This window comes from Nostocoides australiense Ben110 (genome assembly GCF_001050535.1).
Classification (GTDB): Bacteria; Actinomycetota; Actinomycetes; order Actinomycetales; family Dermatophilaceae; genus Nostocoides_A; species Nostocoides_A australiense.
The window spans coordinates 522,037-536,513 of the sequence record NZ_HG764815.1; the positions used below are offsets into that span (position 1 = coordinate 522,037).

The 14,477-nt window shown below is 68.9% G+C and carries 17 protein-coding genes and 2 pseudogenes; 8 read left to right on the plus strand and 11 right to left on the minus strand.

Annotated features, from left to right (window positions below):
* Nucleotides 1-520 (plus strand): helix-turn-helix transcriptional regulator (locus BN11_RS02465; protein ID WP_048694024.1); only part of this gene is annotated, 520 nt, incomplete at its 5' end.
* Here the strand turns inward: BN11_RS02465 and BN11_RS02470 are convergent.
* The gene (locus BN11_RS02470; protein WP_048694027.1) at nt 505-993 is read right to left on the minus strand and encodes a cupin domain-containing protein; all 489 of its coding nucleotides are present in this window, start codon (nt 991-993) and stop codon (nt 505-507) included. The two genes, BN11_RS02465 and BN11_RS02470, sit on opposite strands and share 16 nt — an antisense overlap.
* Nucleotides 994-1,023: 30 nt before the next feature.
* On the opposite strand from BN11_RS02470, the gene BN11_RS02475 reads away from it, so the two are divergent.
* The gene (locus BN11_RS02475) at nt 1,024-1,422 is read left to right on the plus strand and encodes a transporter substrate-binding domain-containing protein (protein ID WP_048694030.1); all 399 of its coding nucleotides are present in this window, start codon (nt 1,024-1,026) and stop codon (nt 1,420-1,422) included.
* A 111-nt stretch (nt 1,423-1,533) separates the two neighbouring features.
* Nucleotides 1,534-2,304, plus strand: coding sequence for an aminoglycoside adenylyltransferase domain-containing protein (locus tag BN11_RS02480; RefSeq protein ID WP_048694033.1), 771 nt, complete (start codon nt 1,534-1,536; stop codon nt 2,302-2,304).
* Here BN11_RS02480 and BN11_RS02485 read toward each other — a convergent pair.
* On the minus strand, nt 2,288-2,647 hold the full coding sequence (locus tag BN11_RS02485; RefSeq protein WP_048694036.1) for an SdpI family protein: 360 nt from the start codon (nt 2,645-2,647) through the stop codon (nt 2,288-2,290). The genes BN11_RS02480 and BN11_RS02485 overlap by 17 nt on opposite strands.
* A gap of 85 nt (nt 2,648-2,732) precedes the next feature.
* Between BN11_RS02485 and BN11_RS02490 the strand changes: the two genes are divergently transcribed.
* Together BN11_RS02490 and BN11_RS02495 are read left to right on the plus strand one after the other, a co-directional pair.
* Nucleotides 2,733-3,941 (plus strand): hypothetical protein, encoded by a 1,209-nt coding sequence (locus tag BN11_RS02490; RefSeq protein WP_157043934.1) that lies wholly within the window; start codon nt 2,733-2,735, stop codon nt 3,939-3,941.
* 38 nt (nt 3,942-3,979) lie between these two features.
* Nucleotides 3,980-5,458, plus strand: coding sequence for a protein adenylyltransferase SelO (locus BN11_RS02495; protein WP_053083977.1), 1,479 nt, complete (start codon nt 3,980-3,982; stop codon nt 5,456-5,458).
* A gap of 10 nt (nt 5,459-5,468) precedes the next feature.
* On the opposite strand, the gene BN11_RS02500 is transcribed toward BN11_RS02495, so the two are convergent.
* The 4 genes and pseudogenes from BN11_RS02500 to BN11_RS02510 form a co-directional block, all read right to left on the minus strand.
* Nucleotides 5,469-5,807, minus strand: coding sequence for a PfkB family carbohydrate kinase (locus BN11_RS02500; protein WP_048694042.1), 339 nt, complete (start codon nt 5,805-5,807; stop codon nt 5,469-5,471).
* Between the two features lie 350 nt (nt 5,808-6,157).
* Nucleotides 6,158-6,367 (minus strand): M14 family metallopeptidase, encoded by a 210-nt coding sequence (locus BN11_RS25760; RefSeq protein WP_327152909.1) that lies wholly within the window; start codon nt 6,365-6,367, stop codon nt 6,158-6,160.
* A gap of 58 nt (nt 6,368-6,425) precedes the next feature.
* Nucleotides 6,426-6,953: pseudogene (locus tag BN11_RS25765) on the minus strand (M14 family metallopeptidase); the annotation flags it as partial.
* Nucleotides 6,954-6,955: 2 nt separating this feature from the next.
* A complete protein-coding gene (locus BN11_RS02510) occupies nt 6,956-7,435 on the minus strand; it encodes an ATP-dependent zinc protease family protein (protein WP_048694046.1) in 480 nt (159 codons plus the stop codon).
* 25 nt (nt 7,436-7,460) lie between these two features.
* On the opposite strand from BN11_RS02510, the pseudogene BN11_RS02515 reads away from it, so the two are divergent.
* Nucleotides 7,461-8,411, plus strand: a pseudogene (locus BN11_RS02515) (TrkA C-terminal domain-containing protein).
* A 71-nt stretch (nt 8,412-8,482) separates the two neighbouring features.
* Here the strand turns inward: BN11_RS02515 and BN11_RS02520 are convergent.
* Nucleotides 8,483-9,877: an NAD(P)/FAD-dependent oxidoreductase gene (locus BN11_RS02520; RefSeq protein ID WP_048694048.1), complete on the minus strand. Its 1,395-nt coding sequence runs from the start codon at nt 9,875-9,877 to the stop codon at nt 8,483-8,485.
* Nucleotides 9,878-9,957: 80 nt separating this feature from the next.
* Entirely contained in the window at nt 9,958-11,589 is a 1,632-nt protein-coding gene (locus BN11_RS02525) for an MBL fold metallo-hydrolase RNA specificity domain-containing protein (protein ID WP_201329200.1), read from the minus strand.
* Between the two features lie 204 nt (nt 11,590-11,793).
* On the opposite strand from BN11_RS02525, the gene BN11_RS02530 reads away from it, so the two are divergent.
* Both BN11_RS02530 and BN11_RS24580 read left to right on the plus strand, forming a co-directional pair.
* Entirely contained in the window at nt 11,794-12,054 is a 261-nt protein-coding gene (locus tag BN11_RS02530) for a metal-sensitive transcriptional regulator (RefSeq protein ID WP_048694052.1), read from the plus strand.
* Nucleotides 12,055-12,155: 101 nt separating this feature from the next.
* Nucleotides 12,156-12,320, plus strand: coding sequence for a hypothetical protein (locus BN11_RS24580; protein WP_157043936.1), 165 nt, complete (start codon nt 12,156-12,158; stop codon nt 12,318-12,320).
* 90 nt (nt 12,321-12,410) lie between these two features.
* On the opposite strand, the gene BN11_RS22350 is transcribed toward BN11_RS24580, so the two are convergent.
* The 3 genes from BN11_RS22350 to BN11_RS02540 all read right to left on the minus strand — a co-directional run.
* Complete coding sequence (locus tag BN11_RS22350) at nt 12,411-12,587, minus strand: hypothetical protein (RefSeq protein WP_157043937.1); 177 nt, start codon at nt 12,585-12,587, stop codon at nt 12,411-12,413.
* Between the two features lie 5 nt (nt 12,588-12,592).
* Nucleotides 12,593-14,050, minus strand: coding sequence for an NAD(P)/FAD-dependent oxidoreductase (locus tag BN11_RS02535; protein WP_048694055.1), 1,458 nt, complete (start codon nt 14,048-14,050; stop codon nt 12,593-12,595).
* 104 nt (nt 14,051-14,154) lie between these two features.
* On the minus strand, nt 14,155-14,477 hold a 323-nt coding region (locus BN11_RS02540), incomplete at its 5' end, for a sulfite exporter TauE/SafE family protein (protein ID WP_048694059.1).

Consider the following 14,477-nt stretch of genomic DNA (forward strand, 5'->3'; position numbering starts at 1 on the left):
GGCGGCCGTGGCCGCCTCCCAGCGCGTCACGGTGGACTATCACGCGCGGCCGGATCGTTCCTGGCGGACCGACGTCGACCCGTGGGCCGTCGTCGTGCGTCATGGTCGGTGGTATCTCCTGTGCAACTCCCATGCCGCCGGCGCCATCCGCACCTACCGCGTCGATCGCATCGCATCCGTGGAGCCCGGCGGCGAGACGTTCAGCCCGCCGGCTGATCTCGACCCTGTCGCCCTCCTGGAGGAGCACCTCGGCTCCGGATGGGAATTCGAGACCCGCGTGGTCTTCGACGCGCCCATCGAGGAGCTGCGGCACTGGGTCGGGGGACCCATGGGCCGCCTGGAGGCGATCGACGCCGACCACACCCGCCTCACCGGGAGCACCAGCAACGCCCTGGCGTATGCCGGGGAGTGGCTGGCCGGCATACCCTTCCCCTTCCACGTGGAGGGTGGTCCCGAACTAATCACTGCCACAAGAGAACTGGCGGCCAAACTCGCCGCGGCAGCTCACACCGCCCAGTAGTTGTCGTGTTCGCTCATGAAGTCGAAGTACTCCTGCGGCGACATCGCGTCGAGATCTTCACGCGCAAGTCTCTCGAAGTACGGCTCCCGCGGTGCGCCGGGGGCGAAGTGCAGCAGCATGCTCGCGGGTCCGTCCTGATTGCGGAAGCCGTGATAGCCACCCGCGGGGACGTGAACGAAGTCGCCCGCGTGGCACTTGAGCCACCCGTTGCCGTCGAAGATCGTCACGATCCCCGACAGCACGTAGAAGGACTCCGTCAGGGTCTTGTGGAAGTGGGCTCCCGGCCCGCTCTCGGGCCCGGCGAACTCCCAGTGGTAGAGGCCATAGATCCCGCCGGTGCTGTGGCCGCGCGCGAGATAACGCACCCGGTTCCCCGACGAGTCGTATGTGACGTCGGGCGCGGAGTCCCCGCGCACGAGCCAGGCCGAGGCCTCGCCCTCGTCCTCGGTCCAGATCTCCGGCGGGTAGCCCATGGCACCACCGTGTCATGGAAGGATCGGCCGATGGACTCTGGGGCACCCGTGCAACTCGCGCCGACCGGGCGGCTGCGCGCGGCGATCAACCTGGGCAATCCGGTCATGGCGCAGGGCACGCCGGACATTCCCCGAGGGGTGACCGTCTACCTGGCCAGGCATATCGCCGCCGCTCTCGGGGTTCCGGTCGCCTTCGAGTGTGTCCGCGCCGCAAAGGACTCCTTCGGGCTGCTCGTCGACGGACGGGTGGATATTGCGTTCGTGGCGATCGAGCCGGCCCGCGCCGAGAAGGTCGCCTTCACGGTGCCCTACAGCTGGTCCGCGGCCCCGAGGGCGTCGATGTCTTCGAGCGCGACGGCCTGGAGGCCGGGGCCGGGGTGCGCGAGCCGACGACGGAGTGGGTCGCGAGCCATCCCGGCACGAGGCTGATCGGCGAGGCGTTCATGGAGATTCGTCAGGCAGTCGCCGTGCCGCGTGCCGTCGATCCCGCGGCGCTCGCATGGCTCGACGGCGTCGTCGCGCAGTTCGCGAGCCGTTGACGTGACCTCCGCCCAGGAGCAGGCCGTCCTCGACGTGCTGCGAGATGTGTTGGGCCCCAACGCTCTTGGCGTCTATGTGCATGGGTCGGCGGTCATGGCAGGGCTGCGGCCGGCCAGCGATCTGGACCTTCTCGTCGTCGTGGAGGGGAGCCTGACGCCGGCGGCGCGGGCCGGTCTCGCCGAGCGTCTGATCCCGATCTCGGGCCCGCAGGCGGGTGGCCGGTCGATCGAAGTGACCGTCGTCGTCGCGGGGCAAGTGCGCCCGTGGCGCTATCCGCCGATCGCGGATTTCCTGTATGGCGATTGGCTGCGTGACGAGATCGCGACGAGCGGTCCACCGCGGCCGGGCGCGATGCCGAACCTTGCCATCGAGATCCGGACCCTGTTGGCGCACGGGAGAATTCTCGACGGCCCGCCGCCCGCCGAACTCCTCGACCCCGTGCCCCCGGGGGACGTCCAGCGGGCCGGCCGCGACGGCATACCGGGCCTGCTTGCCGACCTGACCGGCGACGAACGCAATGTGCTGCTCACCCTCGCGCGCATCGCGGTGACGGTGGCGACCGACGCGATTGTCGACAAGGCCGAAGCCGCCGCGTGGGCTCTCCCTCGCCTGCCCGAGCAGCACCGGCCGGCCCTCGCCCATGCCCGTCTGCTCTACCTCACGAGCACCTATGCGGACGAGACCTGGCCCGCCGGCCTGCTCGAGCGCGTCCCCGCGAGCGCGGCGGCACTCGTGGATCTCATTGCGGCACAGGTTAATCCGTCTGCGTGACCGCCTTGGCGGCACGGATGGCGCGTGGCGCGGGGACCAGTATCAAGGCAGTGACGGCCACGAGTACTCCCATATACCAGGGGCCGACGGCCTCGTCGGAGGCTCCGATGACGGCCGCGATCAGAAATCCGGCAGCCGCCGCCAGGGCGACACCGGCCGCGGCCGACCACCAGTTCACCGCCACGCGATGGGCAGCGTCCCACGCCTCTTCACTGACGGAGGTCGCCTGGACCCGGATGCCCATGAAGGCGTTGCGGTGCAATGTGCCATTGCGGATCTTCAACACGCATACAAGCATCAGGGCGCCGATGGCCGCGTTGAGAGCGAATCCGACCCAACCCATTCCTCCACTGTAGGATGACGACGTGAGCCGATGCACTGCGATCCTGGCTTACGCCACACCCGCAGTCGGTGGTGGGGGTGGAGGTATGACGCCTTTCCGATTCGGTGTTGTCGCTTCGCCACTGCACGATCCCGCGGACGTGGAGCGGATCGTCGCGCCCGTCACCGAGCGACTGGCGGGCCTGGGGGGCGTGCGTGACGATGACCCGTCGGCCGGGACCGATCAGCCGTATGCGGTCGTCGTCGCCACCGGGGGCACCGAGGCGGAGGTGCTCGATCTGCTCGCACGCCGGCCGCTGACTACGCCACGAGAGCCGGTGATCCTGGTGACGCATCGCCTGCACAACAGTCTGCCGGCGTCGCTGGAGGCGTTGGCGCGGTTGCGTCAAGACGGTCGGCACGGTCGAATCGTCCAGAGCGAGGACCTCGACGACCTCACGACGACGATCGCCGATATCGTTGCGCTGCAACGCCTCCGGCGGGTCCGGCTGGGCTTGGTGGGCAAGCCGTCGGAGTGGCTCGTCGCCAGCGTGCCGGATCGGGTCGGCGTCCGCGAGCGCTGGGGCATCGACCTGGTCGACGTCGACATCGCGCCGGTGATCGCCGATCACCAGGCTGCGCCGCGCGCGGGTGGGCCAGTTGCCGTGAAGTTCTCGCGCCGCCGCCCCGAGCCCTCCGACGAACTCGAGAAGGCCTCCGCGCTGCATCCGGCTCTCCTGACGGCGATCGACGACGCTCAGGTCGACGCCGTCACCGTCCGGTGCTTCGACTTCCTGGGCGACCTCGCCACCTCCGGCTGCGTCGCCCTCGCCGAACTCAACGACACCGGAACTGTCGCCGGCTGCGAAGGCGATATCGCCGGGGCCGTCGCGATGCTCATTGCCCGGCATCTGCTCGACCAGGCCTCGTGGATCGCCAATCCGTCGGTCATCGACCGCGCGGCCGGGCGGCTGGTCCTCGCCCACTGCACGGTCGCACCCTCGCTCGTCGAGGATCTGGAACTGCATACCCACTTCGAGAGCGGCATCGGCATCGGCCTGCGCGGCACGTTCGCGCCCGGCCCCGTGACCCTGCTGCGCATCGGCGGCCGAGAGTTGGAGGGGCATTGGTTCGCCGACGGCGAGATCCTCGCCGCCGGTGATGCACCGGATCTGTGCCGCACGCAGGTCACGCTGGACGTGGACCCCGAGCGGCTGGAGTTGCTGCTCACCGCGCCTCTCGGCAATCACATCGTCATGGTTCGCGGCCACCACCGCGACCGGCTCGAACGCTGGTGGCACCTGGCTCAGGCCTGAACAGCAGTTTCGTGACAGCCGCGCGTTAGCGTGGTCGAGTGACAGCGCCCCTTCTGCTCGCCGACTATGCCACGGCACTCCCGGAGTTGGTCCGGCCGTGGCAGCCGCTGCCCGAGCCCACCCAACCCGGGGCGCAGCCGCCGGAGCACGTAGCGGTCAACGAGGCGCTGGCATCGAAGCTCGGCGTGGACCTGGGATGGGTCCGAAGCCGGGCGGGGCTGAATGTGCTCGGTGCCCGGGCAATCCTGCCCGGCTCGACCCCGGTGGCGCAGGCGTACGCCGGGCATCAGTTCGGGGGCTTCTCACCGCTCCTCGGGGACGGCCGTGCAGTGCTGCTCGGTGAACTCCGCGACGGCGCAGGCCGGCTGCGGGATCTCGCGCTCAAGGGCTCCGGCCGCACGACGTTCGCTCGAGGAGGCGACGGCCGAGCCGTGCTCGGGCCGGTGCTGCGCGAATATCTCATGGGTGAGGCGATGCACGCCCTCGGGATCCCGACAACCCGGGCGCTGACCGCAATCACCACGGGAGACAGGGTATTTCGCGACGGAATCATGCAGCCCGGCGCTGTGCTCGCCCGCGTCGCCGCGTCCCACCTGCGCGTCGGCACCTTCGAGGTCGTGGCCCGGTCGATGGAGCCGGAGGCCAGCGCGGCCCTGTTGCCGCGCCTGGTGACGTATGCCGTGCGCCGGCACTATCCCGACCTGGCCGGCTCCGATGCCGAGGCCCTCGGGCTGCTCGACGCGGTCGTTGCTGCGCAAGCGGAGTTGATCGCCCGGTGGAGCAGTGTCGGCTTCGTCCACGGCGTGATGAACACCGACAACACGACGATCTCCGGCGAGACCATCGACTACGGCCCGTGCGCGTGGCTGGAAACCTACGACGAAGATGCCGTTTTCTCCTCGATCGACACCGGCGGCCGCTACCGCTTCGGCTATCAGGCCAGCATCGGCCTGTGGAACCTCAGCCGGCTCGGTGAGTGCCTGCTGCCGCTCATCGACGACGACCCGGAACGAGCCGTGGCGGGTGCCACCGGCGTCCTGGAGACCTTCGCCGGGCGCTATCGCGACCACTACCTCGCGTTGATGGCGGACAAACTGGGGCTCGCGCGCGACTCGGCGCAGGCCGGCCCAGTCGTGATGACGCTGCTGGAGTCCATGGCCGCGGCCCGGGCCGACTACACGCTGACTCTCCGCCGGCTGGCTGACTACCTCCGGGGCGACGAAGCCCCGGATATCCCTGGCGTGGAACACGATTGGCTGGGCCGATGGACTGCCATACTGCCTGCGGGCCGCGCCGAGACCGCTGCCGCGATGGACGCCGTCAACCCGCTCTACGTCCCGCGCAACCACCTCGTCGACGCGGCACTCACCGCCGCGGGCGACGGTGATCTGGCACCTTTCGAGCGGCTGCTCGCCGGGGTCAGCGAGCCGTATGCCGTCCGCCCCGGTCTCGACGATCTCGCCGCTCCCGCCCCGCCCGGCTTCACCGAGCGGCACGTCACCTACTGCGGCACGTGACGCCCGTGGGTCAGATCAGCGGCCGGCCGGAGATGTGGCGAGCCGCCAGTGCAGCAGCGCGTTCGCCGGCCGTCGCGGCCGAGACGGCACCGAGCAGCGCGTCGAGGAAGCCGGCCGTTGCCGTGTCACCCGCCCCGGTCGTCCCGACGATCCGTTCGACGGGAGCAATGTCGACGTGCTGCGCGCGACCGCTCTCGACCGCAAGGTGCGCGAGCATCGGATGACCGGCGAGTCGGGCCCGGTCCGTGGTGACGGCGACGTGTAGACCGGCGATGCCGCCGGTGGCCGCCGGGCCGCCGGGGTCCGCACCGCGTGCGACCGGCTCGACCGGCTCACCGAACTTCTGCATACGGACCCTCATCCGGCCATCACCCACATCCCGACCTCCGACGCCCCCTCCGTCATCGGCCCGGAGCGGTATCAAAGGTAACACCGGGGTGAAGGATCGTCCGCGGGCTCAGGAGAGGGTGGTCCAATCAGCAGGCCTAGCACGCTGTGCAGATTGAATTACGCTCTGCCAGCGGAGATTACGTGGCCCCGGCAGGGCTACTGGGCGATGTGCACGAGGGCGTCCCCGCGGTTGACGAGCGGGGTCAGGGCGCGGCCGATGACGATGCCGGCGCGGTCGGTGCGCACCAGCCGCACGGTCTTGCCGTAGGAGTCGGCGAGGGCGCCGAGCCGCTCGCCGTCGGTGACGTGCTAACCGAGGGCGACGTCGAGCCGGAGGATCCCGGTATGCCGGGCCCGCACCCATCCGCTGGAGCGGCACTCCTGAACCGGTTCCGGCGCAACGGGTTCCAGCGGGTCGGTCATGTCCAGGTCGGCGAGCACCCGGCGCACCCCGCGGACGCCGGCGGACACCGCCCAGTCGTCGAGGCGCCAGGCCTCGCCGCCTTCGTACAACAGCACTGTGGCGCCGCTCGCGGGCGGCGAAGCGCACCGATCCGTCTCGGAGCTTGGCATGGAACGCGACCGGCGCGCCGAAGGCGAGGGCAAGACGCCGGGTCGACTCGTCGTCGAGGTCGCATCGGATCTGCGGCAGGTTGGTGCGCCCGAAGGCACCCGTATGCAGGTCGATCCCCACGCTTCCCGGCCGGATCACCTCGCTCATAAGGAGGTGGGCGATGCGGCTGGCGAGGCTGCCGCGGGCGGACCCGGGGAAGCTGCGGTTCAGGTCGCGCCGGTCGGGCAGGTAGCGGTCGCCGGCCATGAAGCCGAGCACGTTGACGATCGGCACGGCGACGACGGTGCCGCGTAATGTCTTGGGGGACACCCCAGCCAGCACTTCGCGAATGACCTCGACGCCGACGACCTCGTCGCCGTGAGTTGCCGCGGTGAGCCACACCAAGGGCCCGTCCTCGCGGCCGTGGACGATGCGCACGGGCACGCTGACCTCGGCGCCGGTGACCATCCGGGTGATCGGGAGGCTGAGCTCTCGGGCGCTCCCGGCCCGCGCCCGGACGCCCCCGATGGGGAAGGACTCGCGGACCGGCATCGTCAGCGCCCCCAGTTCTTCCGGCGCGTGGAGCGGCGGGGGAGGCCGCCGACATACGACTGCGCTGCGTCGACGAGGTAACCCTGCGCGAGCGCCTCGCGCCCGAGCAACATGCGGAAGCCCATCTCGTCGCGATTGGACAGGGTCATCTCGACGGTGATGACCCAGCCGACGAGTCGCACCCGCATGGGCACCGCGATGCGCTCCTCGGCGTGACCGGACGAACTGCGCACGATGCGCCGGTCGATGACCCGGGAGGTGACGATCACCGATTCGGCCTGCGAGCGCTGCCACGGGTGGATGGCGAAACGCACCCACGGGCGTCCGTTCTTCTCGAACTCCTCGATGTCGAAGGCGTGCAGCGAGGACGACTTCGCACCCCCGGTGTCGAGTTTCGCCTTGATCCACCGGACTTTCAGACTCGGCAGGGTGACCCATTCCCGCCACCCGGCCACGATGGGAGGATGGTCTGGCTCGTGCACCCGTCCATCCTCGCAGGAATCCGGTATGAAGCTGGCCATCTTGTCGCGTGCCCCGAGGTGTTATACGACTGGGCGGCTGCGCACCGCCGCGGCGGACCGCGGCCATACGGTCAAGGTGCTCAACACCTTGCGCTTCGGGATCGACCTGTCCGGGCCGGAACCGGACCTGCAGTTCCGCGGCAAGCCGCTGTCCCACTATGACGCGATCCTGCCGCGGATCGGCAACTCGGTGACCTACTTCGGCACGGCAGTGGTGCGGCAGTTCGAGCAGATGGACGTCTACCCGCCGAACACCGCCAACGGCATCGCCAACTCGCGAGACAAGTTGCGCGCCACGCAGATCCTCTCGCGCCACAACATCGGTATGCCGCCGACCACCTTCGTCCGCGACCGCGCCGACGTGATCCCGGCGATCGAGCGGGTCGTCGGGGCACCGGTGGTCATCAAGCTTCTCGAAGGGACGCAGGGGATCGGGGTGATCCTCGCACCGGAGCTCAAGGTGGCCGAGGCGATCATCGAGACCTTGCAGAGCACCCGACAGAACGTGCTGGTCCAGCGCTTCGTCGCCGAGAGCAAGGGCCGTGACACCCGGGCTCGAGGGCATCGAGGCCGCGCCCAAGCTCGACGTGGCCGGCGCCATCATCGACTACATCGACAACCAGGTTTTCCGGAAATCGATGTGCGCCAACGCCTTACGGTGTCCAGAGGGTATGGCGTGGCGGAGATCGTCGTGCACGCGGCCTCCGACCTAGTGGGTCGGCCCCTCGCCGAATCCGGCCTGCGGGACAAAGACATCTCCGTGCTGACCCTGCACCGGGGGGCACGCGTCATACCCAACCCGGGCAAGGGTCACGTGCTCGAGGACGGCGACCGGCTGCTGTGCTTCGGCAAGCTCGAGGAGATGCGCTCGATGATCCCCGCCCGGCGCGCCCGACGCGTCAAGAAGCTACCGAAGCAGCCGATCCACGAGATCTGAATTCGGCCGTCTCCCAACGACTTAGCAGAGCCTAGTCAAATCTGCACACTTTCCTAGGTGTGCTGATTTGACTAGCTTCTGCTAGCAGAGGTTCCTTGGTCTCCCTCGCGCCGGGCGCGCTCGAGAGCCAGGCGGCCGAAGACCTGCTGCTGGGTGATCGTGCGCTCGGAGCGGCCGCGGCCGATGAAGCTCACGAACCAGCTGATGAGGGTGGTCAGGCGCGACTTGAAGCCGATGATGTAGACGAGGTGGACGGCCAGCCAGGCGAGCCACGCGATGAAGCCGGTCAGCCGGATCGACTTGATCTGGGCGATGGCGCGGAAGCGCGAGATCGTCGCCATCGAGCCCTTGTCGAAGTACTCGAACTTCGCGCCGGTCGGTTTGCCCGCCAACGCCTTTTCGATCTCATCGACGCTGTGCCGCGCACCCTGGATGGCGACCTGGGCGACGCCGGGGAGGTTGTGCAGGCTCGCCATGTCGCCGACGACGTGCACCTCCGGGTGGCCGGGCAACGTCAGATCGTCCTGCACCGGTATGCGGCCCGCCCGGTCCACCTCGACGCCCACCTGGTCGGCGAGCAGCTTGGCGAGGGGGCTGGCCGAGACGCCGGCGGCCCACACCTTGGTAACCGCCGGGATGCGCTCCTCGAAGGGGTCACCGTCGCGTCCGGTGCTCTTGACGGTGATTCCGAGTTCGTCGACGTCGGTGACCATGGCGCCGAGCCGGACGTCCACCCCGAGCTTCTCGAGCGATGCCTTGGTCTTGGACTGCAGGCTCGGGTGGAAACTGCCGAGAACGGCGGGCGCGGCGTCGAGCAGGATGATGCGCGCATCCTTCGTGGTGATGTGCCGGAAGTCATGGGCGAGAGTACGTTTGGAGAGTTCGACGAGTTGGCCGGCCATCTCCACTCCTGTCGGCCCGGCGCCGACGACGACGAAGGTCATCAGCGCCTCGACGTCGGCGTGCCGGCCTTCGGCCGCAGCGACCTCGGCCAGTTCGAAGGCCCCGAAGATCCGGCCGCGCAGTTCGAGGGCGTCGTCGATCGACTTCATGCCCGGGGCGAATTCGGCGAACTCATCGTGGCCGAACCACGACTGCGCCGCGCCGGCCGCCACGATGAGATGGTCGTATGGCTGCGTGAACGACTCCTCGAGCGCGTGTGCGGTGACCGTCCGGGCCTCCAGGTCGATGCCGGTCACCTCGCCGAGCAGCACGGTGGCGTTCTGCTGCCGTGCGAGGACCTCTCGGGTCGACGGGGCGATCTCGCCCTGGGACAGGATGCCGGTCGCCACCTGATAGAGGAGCGGCTGGAAGAGGTGGTGGGTCGTCTTGGCGATGAGCGTCACGTCGACATCGGCCCGGCGCAGCGCACGGGCGGCGAAGAGGCCGCCGAAGCCGGACCCGACGATCACCACCCGCGGGCGGGCGGCGGGGCGGACAGTGGTCGGCGAGGGCTGCGCGGTCACGTCAGGTCCAACATCCCAGGTGAGGCGAGGCTTCCCTATGTCGCGAAGATGTCGCGCCGATCACAGCGTCTCCCTCCTTCTCAGGTGCGGGGGCGCAGGCGGATCGTGATGGTGCCGTCGAGGACGATCTCGCCGTCCTGTCCGGATGACGCGGTCAGGTCGCTCGTGATGCTGGCTCCGGTCAGGTCCAAGCCGGCGAGGGCGGCCGGGGTGGGAACCGCGACGGCTGCCGCCTCCTCGGCCGCGCCCTCCGGCGCGGCGGGTGCGGAGGGAGTTGCCGCAGCGGGCGCGGCCACCGGAGGAGCCGCCACGGCGTCGAGGACGACCCGCTCGGCATACCCCGGAGCGACGGCGACCAGCCCCAACTCCGCGTGAATGCGCGCGGCGAGCTTCTCGGAGGACTCTTCCTCGCCGTGGGTGACATAGACGATCCCCGGCTGCGGCTGCAGGTCGCGCAGCCAGTCGATGAGGTCGGAGGCGTCGGCGTGGACGGAGAACTCCCGGTCGACGACGATCTCGGCGCGCACGGGGATGTACCGGCCGTGCATCTTCAGCTGCGTGGCGCCGTCCATCAGGGCCCGGCCACGAGTGCCGACGGACTGGTAGCCGGTCAGCACGATCGCGTTGCGGTCGTCGGGCAGCATCCGCTCCAGGTGGTGCAGCACCCGCCCGCCGTTGACCATGCCGGAGGAGCTGATGATGATCGACGGGCCCTTCCCGCGGCCGCGCGTCAGCTCCATCGACTCCTCGGCGGATCGGACCTCGTGGACGTTCGACATGCGGGCGAAATCGGACAGGTCGAGGTCGGCGCGCAGTTCGCCACCGTCGCGGCGATAGACCTCGAGGCCGGCGGTGGCCATGGGGCTGTTGATATAGATCGGCACGTCGGGGATCCGCTTGTCCTCGCGCATGCCGGACAGGATGCGCATCACCACTTCGGTGCGGTCGATGGCGAAGGCGGGTATGAGGACCGAGCCGCCCCGCTGGACCGTGCGCCGGATGACGTCGGCGAGGGCTTCGTGGGGCAGGTTGACCGGTTCGGGGTGCTCGCGGTCGCCATAGGTCGACTCGATGACCACCACCGGTGAGCCCGGCGGGATGTCCCGCGGGCGCAGCACCGGGTGGTCGTGGCGCCCCAGGTCTCCCGAGAAGAGGACCGACGGCGCCGGCATACCGTCGGGTGCCGGCATCCGGACCGTGACCGACGACGAGCCGAGGATGTGGCCGGCGCGGGTGAAGCGCACCCAGATGTCGTCGCCGAGGTCGGCGTCGGCGTCGAAGTCGACGGGCGTCAGCAGGGGCAAGGTGCGCTCGACGTCGGCGGGGGTGTAGATCGGCAACGGCGGGTTGTGCTTCGACCAGCCGCCCTGGGCCGCGTCCTGAGCCTCGCGTTCGGCGAGAAAACCCGCATCCCGCAACACGATCGCCGCCAGGTCCTTGGTGCCGGCCGTGCACCAGACCGGGCCGTCGAAGCCGTGCTTGACGAGGGCGGGCAGATAGCCGCAGTGATCCATGTGGGCGTGGGTGAGGATGATGTCGCTGATGCTGTCGGGCGGCACGGGGAAGTCTTCCCAGTTCTTCAGGCGCCACTGCTTCTCGCCCTGGAACATGCCCGCGTCGACGAGGATGCGGCGGCCGCCGATCTCCAAGAGATACTTCGAGCCCGTAACGGTCTGGGCGGCGCCCAGGAAGGTCATGGTTGCGACAGGCACGGCGACTCGCTCCTCATCGATGACGTTGCCTCTCCACCCTAACGAGCCGACCGGGACCTGGAGCGATGGACTCTGGATCGCATACCCCCGTGGGTATAAAGTGACGATATGGCGAGTGATCCGTCGACGATTTCCGGCGAGCAGGGCAATACCTGCGGGGGTAGCATTGCGCCCCACATCGGCAACGGTTCAGGAAGGCCATTCATGGAACTCGACCCCACCGAGATGGATGCGATCCTCAAGCGGCTCAAGCGCGCTCAGGGGCAGATCGGCGGCATCATCAAGATGATCGAGGACGGGCGCGAGTGTCAGGACATCGTCACCCAGATGGCGGCGGTGTCCAAGGCGATCGACCGCGCCGGGTTCGCCGTCATCGCCCTCGGCCTGCGCCAGTGCATCGCCGACCCCGAGGGGCATCAGATGGACGTCGCGTCGATGGAGAAACTGTTCCTGTCCCTGGCGTGAGGCGTTGGCGGCATACATACCCCATGGGGTATGCTGTGACCGAGGCGAGAGGGTGACCTCCAGCCGTCCCAACCTCCCCCGAACTCAGGAGCAGAGAACACATGTGCCGAGCAGTCGTGTGCAAGAAGTGCGGCAAGACCACGTGGGCCGGCTGTGGTCAGCACGTCGATCAGGTCATGCGCGGAGTCCCGAAGGCCCAGCAGTGCCAGGGTCACGCCGACGAACCGAGCCAGGGCGGCTTCCTCGGCAAGCTCTTCGGCCGCTGAATCTCCCTGCGCGCCAACTGCATCGCGCCAACGCCAGCAACCTCTAGCGGTCTCTGTAACCCAGCAGAGGTTGCTGGGTCTGGGCCCGGGCTAGTGGTCGCCCTTGAGGACCATCCGCATGATCCGGGTGTTGAAGACGGCGAAGCGGGTGAGCTGAATCGGGACGCTCTTGCGCTTGCGCAGGGTCGCGGCCGTGGGCAGGGGCGCGCGCGACAGGTCGGCGACGGGGACCGGTGTCTCCGCCGGGGTGGATGTCATATCGGTCATGTCGATTACTCCGGGATGAACTGCCAGCCGAGCCGGCCCTTGGCCTTGTGGATGAAGAGGTAGTGCAGCATCAGCTTGACCCAGTGGCCCGAGAGCCCGAGTTCGCCGCGCGTGTCCTTCAGGTCGCGACCGGTGGCATAGCGGTCGTAGTCGGGCACGATGGGCATCATCGTCATCGCGGCGGCCGACCCGGTGCGCAGGCCCGCGCCGGCGGAGGCGATGCAGGCGGCGCCCATATTGGCCATAGAGGCCTCATGCGCCTTGGCCCCCGGCCCGTGCTTGATGCGGTCGACGATCGAGAGGGCGGCGGTCTTGCCCATGACACCCGACGGCATCCCGGTGCGCGGCGGTGAGGGCGCGATCATCGTGCCGGTCGGCGTCTTGCGCGGCTTGGAGATCTGGTGGGGCGGGGCGAAGGCGATGCCGACGGCCCAGATGTTGTCGTAGCCCTGGGCGAGATAGGTCTTCGGCCAGTCGCTCGCCTTCCACTGCTCATACGGCTTGCCGCTGTAGTCGGCGTCGACCTTCATGAAGCCGCTCGGCGCGAAGAGTTCGCTCGTGATGTCGCTGCCGTCACGGTCGTAGGCGGCGAGCGGCACGCCGCCGAAGGGCGGCAGCAGCATCGCGAAATCGAATGCGAGAGAGTGCATCTGCCCGTCGAGCGTCTCGAAGTGCACGACGCCCGGCTCGACCTTGGTCACGTGCACGCCGAGGACCGCCTCGACACCGCGCTCGCGGAAGAGCGATCCGGTCCACAGCTCGGAGCTGGTCTCGAAGCCCATGTCGTCGAAGGTCATGCCCCCGACCCCGAAGTCGCCGAGCTCGGCCTCATTGGTCAGATAGACGACGCGCGCCAGATCCCGCACGCCTGCCTCGCGCAGTTCGTGGTCGACGTTGAAGACATACTCGAATGCCGCGCCCTCGCACGTGCACGTGCCGTGGCCCATGCCGACGACGAGGGTTTGCCGCTGACCGGACTTGAGTTTGGCGATGCTTGCCTCGAGGGCAGCGGCCGCCTCGATCGCGTGATCGGCCGTGCAGACCGAGACGGTGTGACCACCATGCGGTCCGAGGCCCTCGGTCATCTGGAATTTCAGTTGCGGCCCAGTGGCATTGACGAGGTAGTCGTAGCGGATACGTTCCGTCTCGCCGTCCCGGGCGGGGCTCGTGTGCACGATGTCGACGGCAGGCCGCTGACTCTCGGCGTCGCCGCGCGGGTGGATCCCGACCGCCTTGGCCTGCCGGAACTGCACCCCCTTCTTCGCATAAACCGGCGCGAGCGGGAAGACGACGTCCTTCTTGGACATCTTCCCCACACCGACCCAGATATTGCTCGGGATCCAGTTCCACTGCGAGTTGGGCGACACCACGGTGACGGTGTGACCCTTGGGCAGCAGCCGGCTCAGGTGAAGGGCGGCGGTGTGCCCCGAAACCCCTGCGCCGAGGATGACGATGTCGGCCATGCCTACTTCTCCTCTGAATGGCGGCTGTCTCGCAGGTTACCCCTAGGGGTATAAGGTAAGCAAACCCCCAGGGGTATGTCTTGCTCGAACGTAAGGTGACTTCCTCACGCGTGGGTGAGCACCGTCTCGGTCAGCACGAAGAGGCCCATGGCCAGGACGAACCAGCCGAACCCGCGTCGCAGGTGCGCAGGGTGGACCCGGCCGGTCAGCCGCCCGCCGACGACAGAGCCGACCACGGCGGCGGCGGTCACGGCGAGCACCGTCGCCCACGGCACCGAGACCGACGCCAGGTGACCGGCGAGCCCGGCGAAGCTGTTCATGGCGATGACGAGGAGCGAGGTGCCGATGGCCTGACGCATCGGGAGCCGGGCGAACAACGTCAGGGCGGGGACGATGAGGAAGCCGCCGCCGGCGCCGACGAAACCGG

Bases quoted from the DNA above. Each gene is read 5' to 3' on its own strand.
- BN11_RS24580 (WP_157043936.1), top strand. From the start codon at position 12,156: ATGTGCCGAGCAGTCGTGTGCAAGAAGTGCGGCAAGACCACGTGGGCC.
- BN11_RS22350 (WP_157043937.1), bottom strand. From the start codon at position 12,587: ATGACCGATATGACATCCACCCCGGCGGAGACACCGGTCCCCGTCGCC.
- BN11_RS02500 (WP_048694042.1), bottom strand. From the start codon at position 5,807: ATGCAGAAGTTCGGTGAGCCGGTCGAGCCGGTCGCACGCGGTGCGGAC.
- BN11_RS02535 (WP_048694055.1), bottom strand. From the start codon at position 14,050: ATGGCCGACATCGTCATCCTCGGCGCAGGGGTTTCGGGGCACACCGCC.
- BN11_RS02530 (WP_048694052.1), top strand. From the start codon at position 11,794: ATGGAACTCGACCCCACCGAGATGGATGCGATCCTCAAGCGGCTCAAG.
- BN11_RS02475 (WP_048694030.1), top strand. From the start codon at position 1,024: ATGGACTCTGGGGCACCCGTGCAACTCGCGCCGACCGGGCGGCTGCGC.
- BN11_RS02470 (WP_048694027.1), bottom strand. From the start codon at position 993: ATGGGCTACCCGCCGGAGATCTGGACCGAGGACGAGGGCGAGGCCTCG.
- BN11_RS02490 (WP_157043934.1), top strand. From the start codon at position 2,733: ATGACGCCTTTCCGATTCGGTGTTGTCGCTTCGCCACTGCACGATCCC.
- BN11_RS02485 (WP_048694036.1), bottom strand. From the start codon at position 2,647: ATGGGTTGGGTCGGATTCGCTCTCAACGCGGCCATCGGCGCCCTGATG.